Genomic DNA, 11,343 nt, shown 5'->3' on the forward strand with positions numbered 1-11,343 from the left:
GGCCGTACCACCTGACCGATTATCACCCACGGTCACCAATCATTGCCCGGAAAGGCTCATTGAACCTAAAATTCACTCAGGAATGTTAGCCTCCAGCGCCACATCATAACGCCTTTCCAATTGCTTTAGCTCACCAAAGAAAGCCTCTGCAGATTGCTCACCAGGAGACGTCAGATTAATTTCAAGGACTGCACTCCTCTTAAGCACAAGAAGAGAATATTCTGACCCTGCCTCTGCAGAGCCATCATGGCCTGCCTGAGCCCGATCAAGAAAGTCAACGGTTTCACCGACACCTTGCTCTCCCGACGCGAACATCCTACCACTGGATTCGGCGAAATAATCTCGAGCAAAATCTTCCTCATCCCCTTCCGGGGAGTAGATGATCGCAGTGTAGGAAAGTTCAAATCCCCAGGGCTCTCCTCCTGAAGAGGGAACGAGATCACCGGAACACTGACCTGTACGAACTAGATCGCCTTCAGCCGCTGGACCACCATTGAGCGATGAATCCTCAGGGATAGGGTAACCCGAGAAAGAAATATTCACACCCTGCGCGTCTTCTGATATAGCACAGAGATCAAACTTCTCTCCATCGAATTCCTCGCGCGGATTAGCCGTATCCTGCGGGATACTGGGATCATCATTTTCAACCTCCACTCCATCAGAAAACATGGAGAGGAAACTTCCCAAGACAGAAGTAACGACACCAAAAATAGCGAAAGCCGCGAGCGACCCACACCCGAACATGGCGAGAGCGGCCTTCCACCCGTGGAGCCCTTGCTTGACCGGCTTCTTCTCCTCGGGCTTCTCGTCCGTCTCAGTCACGGTTAACCCTGCGCCTCCAGCTGGGACTTCACGTCGGGGTGCTCGAGCGGGCGGGTGAACCCCATGATGTCCGCACGATTGGGGTCATCGTACTCTCGCACGGCGATCGGCCCACAGTTGGTGCACCAGGCCTCCACCATGAGCCCGTCACCCACGACCATCCCCAGGTGCCCGGGTCCCGGCGGTTCCCCCGCACGCTGAACATCGAAGAAAACCAGGTCACCGGGTTGTTCTTCACCTTGGTCGATCTCCGGGCCGAATTTCCACTGGTCCTGTGAGATCCGTGGAATGGTGACGCCGATGCTCTCGTACGCCTTCATCACCAATCCGGAGCAGTCATAGCCCGAAGGTCCGGTGCCTCCCCAGACATAAGGAAGTCCTCGCTGGTCGAGGGCCCAGTCGACGACGGCCTGGGAGACCTCGTCGGGCGCCTGGCCGATCGGCGCGCCGTCCTCCTGAAGATTGCACACCACCGCAGTACGCATGGAGCCCGAGGTGTCGTAGTCGCCCTCGGCGTAGCGCTCGGCCCATTCGAGGACGTCGTCCACGTACCACCACGCGTGGTTGTAGCCGTAGATCGCCTCGCGAACGTCGTCCTCGATACCGTGCGCGATCAGGTAATCGGCCGCCGCGGGGATGGCGTCGGCGGGGTCGTAGACGTTCACGACACCGTCGTCGTTACCGTCGACCCCGTACCCCTCCTCGGGGCGTTCGTCGACGGACTGGATGGGCTCTCCTCCCCAGCTGTTGCCCGCGGCCGAACCGTCCAGGGACCCGAACTGCATCGGCCCGGCCGCGCCCCAGTCGTTGTGTCCCTCGGTGATCCCCGGCCCGTCCCAACGACCGTGGTGGGACTCGACCTGGCCGACGCCGGCGAGGACGTTCCACGGGATCCCCCGGTCCTCACCGACCTCCTGGTAGATCTCCAGGTAGTTCTCGGGCACGGAGTCGTCGGCGTAGCCGCTGGAGTCGGGCTGCTGCGCGTCGGCGTTCTCCGAGCAGACGACACCGCTGCCCACGAGGGACCCCAGTTGCTGCGAGGTGTTGCTGATCACCGGGATCACCATCAGCGCGGCGACCGTGACGGCAACCAGGGAGACGACCACGACCGCGCCGGTCCAGGTCAGTGCTGCACCACGGTCGGAATCAGCGGGGGCGGGGGTGAAGAAGGTTTTCAACCGGGGGTCACTCTCCTCCGACCTGGCCGACATCGGCGGGCTGGAAGTCGTGCACCTTCCAGCTCTGTCCTGCACGGGTCACTGTGATCGCGAACTCGCCGCGTTCTTCGTCGAACTCCGAACCGGTGGTCTCGGTGATCGACTGGACCTCTACCACGAAGGTGATCGAGTCACTGCCGTAGGTACGCACCGACCGGACCTCGGCCCGCCCTTCGGCCACGGCCTCGGCCTCGGCTCCCTCCTGCCAGAAGGCACCCGCGCGGGTGCTCTCGGAGAGCACCTCGGCGTAGTCGTCGGTGGCGAGCTCTTCCATCCCCGCGAAGTAGTCCTCGGGGGCATCGGTGTAGTCGATGGTCCCGTGGGCCTCACCGAAGGCCCGGGCCGTCGCCCCGGCCGTCCGGAGCTCGTCCTCGCTGAAGGGGAACCACTCGAGTACGTCGACGTCCTCTTCCGCGCTCGTGGGCATCGGGCTCGGCGGGACCGTCGACGAGTCGTCCGGTGCCTCGGCGGTGCCCTGGCCCTGCCGGTCTCCCTGAGCGGTTTCCTGTTCGACGGGGGCATCCTCCTCGCCGCCGAACCCACCGAAGGCGAAGTAACCGCCGAAGGCGAGCAGGACGACGATGAGCACGACAACGACCCTGCGTTGTGTGTGTTCAGGGAGTGGGTTCGGCATGGGTCGAGGCTTTCATCCGTCAGTCGTCGCTCAGCCAGAAGGGGACGTCGCGCTTGCGGTCCCGAGGGCCGCCGGCTCCGCTCTCGCCCCAGAAGGGGGTGATCGGCGCGTTGTCGTTGCTCTTGCCGGAGCCGCTCAACCAGCTGCCCTCACCGTCACGGCGTCCGCGGTCCGCAGCGGGAGCAGCGGGCCGGGGGCGACGTTCCGGGGCGCGACGGTCACGCTTCTCCCGGGGAGCTCCCCAGCGCGAGCCCTGTCCGCCGACGTTGCCCCGCGGCGGGGTCTCCTCACGTCCCTGGAAGATGCCGCGGCCGGTCGCGGGGTCCGGGCGCTCGGCGGCGGCAGCTCGGCCGCCACCCGACGCGGCACCGCCCGCGGACCCACCGCCGCCACCACGGTTGCCGCCTCCGCCGGCGGACCCGCCGGAGCGTCCGGAAGGTCCGCCCCCGAAGACACCTCCCCAACCGCTGTCACCGGTTCCGGTGTAGCCGCCGCTGGGACGGGGCGGGATCGAACCGCCCTGCGAACCGTTCAGGCTCGGAGCCTCGTCCGTACTCCTGTTGTTCGGCCCCGGACGATTGCCACCGCCGGCACCGCCGACGCCGCCGCTGCGGTTGACGTTGAGCGGCGGCGGGGCATCGTTGTCGCGGACCCGGCCGTAGCCCCCGCGCGCCCGCATCCGCGTGGGTTCGTTGGCGGCCACCGGCGCGTCTTCCTGGGGCACGGCCTGCTCGGCACCGTTGGAGGCGGGGGTACCGGCAGCTCCGGCAGCGATCTGAGGGGCCCGGCGACGGCCCCAGTTCTGCGCCTTCATGTAGGCGACCGGGGGAAGGGCAGTGGCGCTCCGTCCCAGTGCCTGGCTCTGAGCGGCGTCGCTGACCACACGCGAGGTGAACGTGTTGGCGTTGACCGAGCTGAACAGGTGTGCGAACGGCTTGCGGTAGATGAACAGGGCCAGGGTGAACAGGGCCAGCAGGATCATCTGCAGGCCCCAGCCCAGGTTGCTCGACATCACCATGCCGTAAGACATGACCAGCAGAGCGATCAGGAGCACGATGAAGATCTGTTTGAGCAGGAACCCGACCATCAGCTCGAGCCAACGCAACAGGACCATGCGCCCGTAACCGGGGTGGATCCCGATCAGCAAAAAGACCGGCGCCAGGAGGAAGAGAAGCAGGAAGGCGATCTTCAGAACGATGAGCGCCACCGAAGCTGCCAGGATCAAGCCGCCCGCAAAAACGGAGGAGAAAAGAGCAAGTGTTGCCACTCCGAGTCGGCTTCCTTGGTCGTCACCAGAAAAAATTGGGTAGACACTAGGATAAACGGACTCAACATCACCTGAAATCGCTTCATATTCTTCTTGCTTTTCATCATTCAGAGTACTCGGATCGAGATCACCATCAACAATCTGCTGTTGCTCAATCCGACTGACACTCTGCGCGGATATCAGTTCCTCAGCATAATCGAAACTCGCCTGATCGGCGACATCACCACTACCGAATTGACCAGCCACCCACGGCTGACACACCAGACTCGACCACAGCATGTCGGCGTTGCGCCTCACTTGGAAGTCGGACTCCGATTCCCAGTCGGCTCGCTCAGGCTCTTCTGCACGCGGCGGGCACGCACCTGACCCTCCCCCGTACGGCACCTGCCCCACGGTGCTCGTCACCAGTTGCGTCCCGGAGTTGACCAGGTTGCTGGCGAGCCCCATGACGGCTGCCGGCTGGATGAGGATCCACATCCCCAGAGCGGTGGCGAGCACCATCCAGACCGAGGACTCGATGGTGAGCGTCATCCTTTTGCGTACGAGCCCGTACCAGCCCAGGGTGACGGCGCCGAGAATGACCACGGTCGGGATCAGCGGGCGCCAGATACCCTCGCGCAGGGCGACGACGACGTTCTCGACCATTTCGTTGAAACTCGCGAGCAGACCGTCGGAATTGGCCGCCTGGTAAACCGTGATCGTCGACTGGTTGATGGTCTTCGACAGGTCCCAGGCCGTGTTCGCCAGTGTCGCCTGTGCGCCGTTGGTGATCCCGTCGACGCAGGACTCGGTGATCATGTGCCACTGGGTGCCGGCGGTCCCGTACTGGCCGTACATGCTCGCGTCGGGCGGGAGGCCGTCGGGGGCGCCTTCGATGGCGGACTGCGACTGCGGTGGCACCAGCAGCCCGTCGGCGCCGCTACCCGCGGACTCGGGTACGGGCGCGGGCTCTCCGGGGCACATGGGGTTCGCCTGCGCTCCGGTGATCGGAAGCAGCAGGAAACCCGCGCCGAGGAGAAGCATCATCACCACGCGTCGCCAGCTCCGCTGTGGGCCGTGCTGATGCGTCGTCATCTACTGGCTCCCGCGTCGTGGTAGTGCCGTGGGTTCGTCCGAGGACAGGTGGGACCGGGTCCCGTTCGAGCGCACAGCAAAACGAGCTCCGCGAACGAACCACAGACCCCCGCATGTCTTTACCCCATCGTCCATGGTGCGCCATCAGGGGGCCGGGGGATGTACGCAACGCGACGGGTTTCGCACTCGAGCAGGCAATCCGGACATACGAGAGGGCTCCTGCGCCGCGCGAGCCACTATTTCTGCAGGTAGTGGGGGTGGACGCTGCCTCGGAACTCTTGTGGAACAGGCGGCCACATTTTGCTGACCGCCCGGAGAGTATGACTGGCATCACACCCACTTTCCTCGCCAAAGATGGACATTCGATCGCTTAGCGGACTTCCCGTGCGTCGATGTGCCACCTTCCGTTGGAACCCGAGACCACATTGTCGCAGGACCGAAATTCCTCTACAGGTGCGGAGTAACGCCTGGCCAGAGGTTCGGAACAGGACATCTCCGGCACGGGGTCCGGGCGGGACGGAGCGGGCTCCGGAGCGTGCGGAGACGGCCCTCAGGCGGCCCGCGCCCGCCGTTCCCACGGCCCGAGGCGAGTCGGCGGTCCTTCGGGCCGATCCACCGGGCAGCCGTTCCCCCGCGGCGCGCACACTGCACATACCTCCCACAGCCCCTGGTACCGGCCCAGCACGGTCACTCACCACACGTGCCACAGCAGGAACCATGCTGGTCAGCCCCTCCGCGTAGAATCGGACGTCCACCTACCCCGAGTACGGTCAGGCGCGAGTTCTTCCTTCCGCACGCCCCCGACCACGAGAGGCCCCGATGACCTCCGACGAGACACCCCGAGATCCCCAGGAGGCAGGCCGCGAGCCCTCAGCAGGAGCCACCGGCCCCACGGAAAACACGGGCCCCACCAGCGCCGGGGACACGGGGCCCACGGGCTCGGCGGGTCAGCAGTGGAGCAGCCCGTCCGGGTCCCCGGGAGCCTCCGACGGCGAGCACAGCGGTGCCCGCACCGAGCCACACCCCCAGACCTGGTCCCGCCCTCCGGAGGAAGGCAAGAGCCGGACGTCCGGACGGTTGCCGGCCTCCGCCTGGCTCGTCACCCTCGTCAGCGCGACCGTGCACGCGGTGACGTTGACGTTGGTGCTGGCCCTGTCCCTGCCGTTCCTCGGCCTGGCCTGGACGGAAGAGACCCCCGGGCTGTTGGTCACGACGCTCGTGGTGGCAACGGCGCTGACGGTGTTCCTGTTCTGGGTGTTCCGACGCATGCTGACCGCGGCGCTCTTCCCGCGGCCGGTCGCGGCGATGGTGCTGTTCACCGCGATCGTGCTCGTGGCGTCCACGGGGAGTGTGGTCCTGCAGCTGGCCTTCGGGCTCGGCGAATCGGCCGAAGGGATGCTCACGGCCGGGATGCTGACGGTCCCGCCGGCGGCGCTGCTGATGCTGGTCTCGCGCGGGACCCGGGTGCGCTGGGCGGCCGGGGTGTCGGCGTTGCTGCTGCTGGTCGCCGGTGCCGTGGTGTGGGCACGGGGCGATACGCAGGCGGAGTCGATGGTGCAGGAGCAGCGGCGGATCAACCTGGGGCACGAGGACGAGGCCGCGGTACTGGACGCAGGGGGCTGGGAGCCCTACCGGTCCGAGATCAACGACGCGGCGCACGAGGCGGGGTCCGGAGAAGGCTCCGACGACGGCGGATCCGAGGCCCCCGGCACCGGGGAGACGGACGGGGACGAGTGGCTGTCCGTGTTCACCGTCTTCTACCAGGACGGGAACGGCGGATACCTGCGTAGCGCCACGTGGGCGGACGAAACGACGGCCCAGGACCCCGATGGGGTGCTGCGCGCGTGGTGCGAGGAGGAAGGCGCGTACTGCGAGGACGTCGAGGTCGAGGGCGCCGACGGTCCTGTGGTCGTGCAATGGGGCGGCGTCGGGGGTTCCGAGGCCCCGGAGGACTCATCGCAGCTCGGTGCCCCGGAATCGGTGCGGTACGAGTACGAGCCCGGCCGGGTGGTGTACCTGGGGCCGTGGACGGGCGAGCCGGACCGGGCTCGGGCCGAAGGCCCCACCGGGGTGCCCGGGGCCTCCCCGGGCGGGGGCGCAACTCTCGGGCACGACGACTTCACCGCGCAGGAGCTGGCGGAGTGGGCCACGCGGGTGCGTCCGGCGCAGGGGGAGGATCTCGTGGAGTTGGCCGACCGGACCGTGGAGTACTTCCAGGGCCCGGAGGAGGTGCTCACGGGGGACTGAACCCGGGCACACGCAGCCCCGGGGCGTGCCTCCCCACTCCCGCGCACGCGCGCGAGGAGGCCCCGCGCGAAACCCTCGTCGAGCTGTACCGGCCCCACTCCCGCACACGCACGCGGGGACGGCCCCCACCCCGTCCCAGGCCGCCCCTCCCGGGGGCCGGTCAGCCGCGACGGAGTTCGACGGTGACCGTGTTGCCGTCGGGCACCGTGCGCACGCTGGGGCGTCCGCTCACCTGGCCGTCGATGGTCGGGGCCCGGGAGATCAGGTGTCCGGGGTTGGTGAGCACCAGCTGTGTGGCGTCCTCGGCCAGCGCCGGGAAGAGGGTCTGCGTAATCACCTCGGTGCCCAGGAACCAGCTCAGCCCCGGCTGTCCCTTCTCCACCTCGAACAGCATCAGGTACCGGTTCCCGAGGTCGTCCCAGGCGTGGGAGAAACCCTCCCAGCGGATCGTCGCGAGTTGGCCCGGGACCCCGCCGCGGGACGGGGGCCCGTCCGCGGGGACGTACATCGTTCCACCCGTGGAGCCGTCCGGGGGGCCGTCCGCATGCCCGTCCGGGGAGGGCTGCGGGGCCTCCTCCTGCGGGGCAGCCGGGGCCTGGGGTTCCTTCTCCGGGGTGTCCTCCCAGGTGCGGGAGTGCTCTGCTCGGGGGAGCACGACCTCCGACTCCACGCGTGTCCCGTGCTCCCCGCGCACCACACGCCGCACCGACAGCGGCAGGGTCAGCGCCTTGTCCCCGTGCACGGCGCGGGGGCAGCGGCCGGAGCGGATCCGCCCGATGTCGGGCAGGAAGCCGGAGTTGACCTTCGGTTCCCGGGTGCGTCCGGTGAGTCGGACCTGCTGGACGGCCAGCACCACCTCCGAGAGCAGTCCGCGCAGGACCTTCTTCGGCGCGTTCTCGGCAGCCCACGCGGCCGGGGCGTCGTAGGCGCGGGCGGAGAGCACCGCGGCCAGGAGCCGGCGTCCGGACTCCTTGCACAGTGCGAATGCGCGTTCGGGGAACCCCTGGGTGTCCAGGGCGGTCAGGGCGCGTTCGAGTTCGGCCTCGGTCTCCACTGCGGGCGGGCGTCCGGTCGGGAACGGCGAGGGGTGTTCGGTATCGTCGGCGTGCGGGAGCGGGTCACCCTCGTCCAGGCCCAGGTTGGCGGCGTGCCCGCGCAGCCACGACCAGTCGCTGCGCAGGACCATGAGGGCGCACTTCTCGGCGCCCAGGACCTGGAAGGGCCCCTCGTGCCCGTGTTCGATCAGGGCGGTCAGGGCGTGGCACAGGTCGGTGTCCATCTCCGGACGGTTCGGCCCCGGCGGCGGCAAGGGGTCGCCGGGCAGGTGGTCCAGCGCCCACACCGCTCCGTCGAACTTCTCCTCGAACAGGTCCGCACCCAAGACGTGACTTCCTCTCCCGTCGTGCCGCCCCTGCTTCTCGACGTGCAGTGGCGGGGCCGGCCCCACTCCGGGTGACGGCTCTGCCCACTATCGGGCACGTGCGGTTCTGTCTCAAAGTGGACGGGTGTGTGCGGGACGGGGCGGGGTCCGGAAGGCACGGGGCCGGGGCGGCGGAACAAGAGGCGGCGGGGCCGGGCAGAGCGGGAGCGGCGGGTGCGCCGGGGTGAGGAAAGCCGACAGGCACCGGCTTTTTCCCTCTCGGACGGGCGCGCCCGGCTCGTGGTTCGGGTGGGACGCAGGTGATCGTATGTTCACCCGATCTCGCACTCAGCCCGTGAGGCTGGCAGGGTGGCGGGATGTGGTTCCGGCGTTGCGGGTATCACACACATCATCCGCAACAGTCCCCACACATTAAGGATTCCGCACTAAATCGGACACAACGCAACCATGCAAAGACCCTGGGGATACAAATCAGGAACTTCGACGGGCAACCATGGCTCAGACGCCATGTCTTATTCGGTTGGAGACAAGACGTTGACAGAACCGTACTCTGACTGAGCCATCCTGACCACAACCCCAGCAAGTCAGCGTCTGGTTCGAGGAGTCGATTACATGCTGACACGATTGCACGCCCTCCTACGGCTGCGTACATCGCCGCCGATTTTCTTCGGCTCGGCCGCGGTGATCATCGCGTTCGTGCTTCTCACCATCCTCTTCACCCAACCCGTGGATGCAGTCGTCACCACCGCGTCGGACTGGCTGTACACCAACCTGGGTTGGTTCTACATCCTCGGTCTCACCCTGTTCCTGGTCTTCCTGATCTATGCGGCCGCCGGACGGTTCGGACGAGTGAAGTTGGGCCCGGACGACGAGCCCCCCGAGCACTCCAGGGCGGCCTGGTTCGCCATGCTCTTCGCCGCCGGTATCGGCAGCATCCTGATGTTCTGGGGCGTGGCCGAGCCCATCAGCCATTTCGGTGATCCCCCGCGGGGCGCCGCCCTGGGCGTGGAAGCAGGCACAGTGGATGCCGCGGTGGATGCGATGAACTTCACGTTCTACCACTTCACCCTGCACACCTGGGCGATCTTCACCCTGCCCGCACTGTGCTTCGCCTACTTCATCCACAAGCGGAACCTGCCGCCGCGGGTCAGCTCGATCTTCCAGCCGCTTCTCGGCGAGAAGATCCACGGCCCCATCGGTAAGTTCATCGACATCGTCGCCATCGTCGGAACGGTCTTCGGTGTCGCGGTCTCCCTCGGCCTGGGCGCCCTGCAGATCAACAGCGGGATCAACAACGTTTTCGGGATCCCGGAAAACGCCATGTGGCAGTTGATCATCATCGGCGTCGTCGGCGGGGTCGCGATGGTCTCCGTCGCGCTGGGTCTGGACCGCGGCATCAAGCGCCTGTCCAATTTCAACATCTGGCTGGCCGTGGCCCTGCTGGTGTTCATCCTGGTGACCGGTTCCACGCTCTTCGTGCTCCAGGGCACGATCGAGGCGCTGGGCACCTACCTGGTGACCCTGCCGGAGCTGGCGCTGTGGAACGACACCTTCGCCGACACCGGTTGGCAGAGCAGCTGGACGGTCTTCTACTGGGCCTGGACGATCAGTTGGTCGCCGTTCGTGGGTATCTTCATCGCCCGCATCTCCAAGGGCCGCACCATCCGCCAGTTCGTCTCCGGCGTACTTCTCATCCCGTCCGCGTTCTCGATCGTGTGGTTCGGGATCTTCGGCTTCTCCGCCTTCGACATCGAGCTCAACGGCGGGGGCGGACTCGTCGAGAGCGTCGTGGGCGAAGGGGACGTGCCCGGGGCGCTGTTCTCGTTCCTGGAACACTACCCAGGCACGTTCATCATCTCGGTGATCGCCATCATCCTGGTGGTGATCTTCTTCATCACCTCGGTCGACTCCGCGGCACTGGTGACCGACACGATGGCCAACGGCCACGAGGACTTCAACCCGCTGGGCCAGCGCATCTTCTGGGCCGTCGCCATCGCCGTGGTGACCGCCACCCTGCTGGTGTTCTCCGGAACCGGCGGTCTGGGGGCGCTCGAGAAGATCGTCGTCCTCGTCGGCCTGCCGTTCTTCGTGATGGGCTACTTCCAGATGTATGCGGTCTACCGCGCTCTGCGGGAGGACGCCGGCGAACTGCCGGTGATGCGCACGCGTACGTGGAAGAAGGTCCTGCCTCCGGAAGAGTACGAACGCCGTCAGGACGAGGACGAGCACGACACCTCCGATATCGTCGTCGAGCCCGAAGCCATCGATGAGCCGCCCGTGATGCGCGACCCCTACCTCGACCAGGCGCGGGTGACCGTCAGTCGCGGCACTCTGCCCGCGCGGACCGGTTCGTCCAGGCGCATCGTCCAGCAGCCGGCCTCGCCGAAGAAGCCGCCGGAGTCCGGCGGCCAGTCCGGGGAGAACACGGACTGAGGAACGTCCGGCAGTAGCGCTGCTGCGCCGGCCGGAGAGGACCGGCGTCAAGGGCAGGCACGAGCCCCGGTGATCACGGACTCACACGTCCAGTGATCGCTGGAAGGGGCTCGTGCCTGCCCTTTCTCATGGGTTGTATGCCCTCCGAGGAGCGGTGCGCCTGTTCGGGCCCGTCCCTTGCTTCCTGCGGGCCGCGCGCCGGCGGGCCACAGCTGCGGGCCCCGCCCGGAACCTCCGGTGCGGGGCCGCGGGGACAGGGGGCAGCGGA

7 protein-coding genes are annotated in these 11,343 nt (G+C 67.0%); 2 read left to right on the forward strand and 5 right to left on the reverse strand.

Features of this window, described 5'->3' with window-relative positions; genetic code table 11:
* Positions 1 to 72: 72 nt before the first annotated feature.
* Genes D456_RS26595 through D456_RS26600 form a run of 4 tightly spaced genes read right to left on the reverse strand, consistent with a single transcriptional unit; the run spans position 73 to position 5,014 of the window.
* The gene (locus D456_RS26595; protein ID WP_152442560.1) at positions 73 to 822 is read right to left on the reverse strand and encodes a hypothetical protein; all 750 of its coding nucleotides are present in this window, start codon (positions 820 to 822) and stop codon (positions 73 to 75) included.
* Between the two features lie 2 nt (positions 823 to 824).
* Positions 825 to 2,033, reverse strand: a complete 1,209-nt coding sequence (locus D456_RS0113065) for a C40 family peptidase (RefSeq protein ID WP_017576628.1) — start codon at positions 2,031 to 2,033, stop codon at positions 825 to 827.
* Entirely contained in the window at positions 2,008 to 2,673 is a 666-nt protein-coding gene (locus D456_RS0113070) for a hypothetical protein (RefSeq protein ID WP_017576629.1), read from the reverse strand. Before D456_RS0113070 ends, D456_RS0113065 begins: the two co-directional genes overlap by 26 nt.
* A gap of 19 nt (positions 2,674 to 2,692) precedes the next feature.
* On the reverse strand, positions 2,693 to 5,014 hold the full coding sequence (locus D456_RS26600; protein WP_239643832.1) for a type IV secretion system protein: 2,322 nt from the start codon (positions 5,012 to 5,014) through the stop codon (positions 2,693 to 2,695).
* A gap of 819 nt (positions 5,015 to 5,833) precedes the next feature.
* Between D456_RS26600 and D456_RS0113080 the strand changes: the two genes are divergently transcribed.
* On the forward strand, positions 5,834 to 7,261 hold the full coding sequence (locus D456_RS0113080; RefSeq protein WP_017576632.1) for a hypothetical protein: 1,428 nt from the start codon (positions 5,834 to 5,836) through the stop codon (positions 7,259 to 7,261).
* Between the two features lie 160 nt (positions 7,262 to 7,421).
* Here the strand turns inward: D456_RS0113080 and D456_RS0113085 are convergent, their stop codons facing one another.
* Positions 7,422 to 8,642 (reverse strand): hypothetical protein, encoded by a 1,221-nt coding sequence (locus tag D456_RS0113085; RefSeq protein WP_017576633.1) that lies wholly within the window; start codon positions 8,640 to 8,642, stop codon positions 7,422 to 7,424.
* Between the two features lie 612 nt (positions 8,643 to 9,254).
* Here D456_RS0113085 and D456_RS0113090 point away from each other — a divergent pair.
* Positions 9,255 to 11,075, forward strand: coding sequence for a BCCT family transporter (locus D456_RS0113090; protein WP_017576634.1), 1,821 nt, complete (start codon positions 9,255 to 9,257; stop codon positions 11,073 to 11,075).
* Positions 11,076 to 11,343 lie beyond the last annotated feature (268 nt).

Origin of the sequence: Nocardiopsis kunsanensis DSM 44524, assembly GCF_000340965.1 — a bacterium.
Taxonomy (GTDB): domain Bacteria; phylum Actinomycetota; class Actinomycetes; order Streptosporangiales; family Streptosporangiaceae; genus Nocardiopsis; species Nocardiopsis kunsanensis.

What these genes read in the sequence shown, in the direction of transcription:
- D456_RS0113065 (WP_017576628.1), bottom strand. Translation starts at nt 2,033, where the DNA reads ATGTCGGCCAGGTCGGAGGAGAGTGACCCCCGGTTGAAAACCTTCTTC.
- D456_RS0113080 (WP_017576632.1), top strand. Translation starts at nt 5,834, where the DNA reads ATGACCTCCGACGAGACACCCCGAGATCCCCAGGAGGCAGGCCGCGAG.
- D456_RS0113070 (WP_017576629.1), bottom strand. Translation starts at nt 2,673, where the DNA reads ATGCCGAACCCACTCCCTGAACACACACAACGCAGGGTCGTTGTCGTG.
- D456_RS0113090 (WP_017576634.1), top strand. Translation starts at nt 9,255, where the DNA reads ATGCTGACACGATTGCACGCCCTCCTACGGCTGCGTACATCGCCGCCG.
- D456_RS26600 (WP_239643832.1), bottom strand. Translation starts at nt 5,014, where the DNA reads ATGACGACGCATCAGCACGGCCCACAGCGGAGCTGGCGACGCGTGGTG.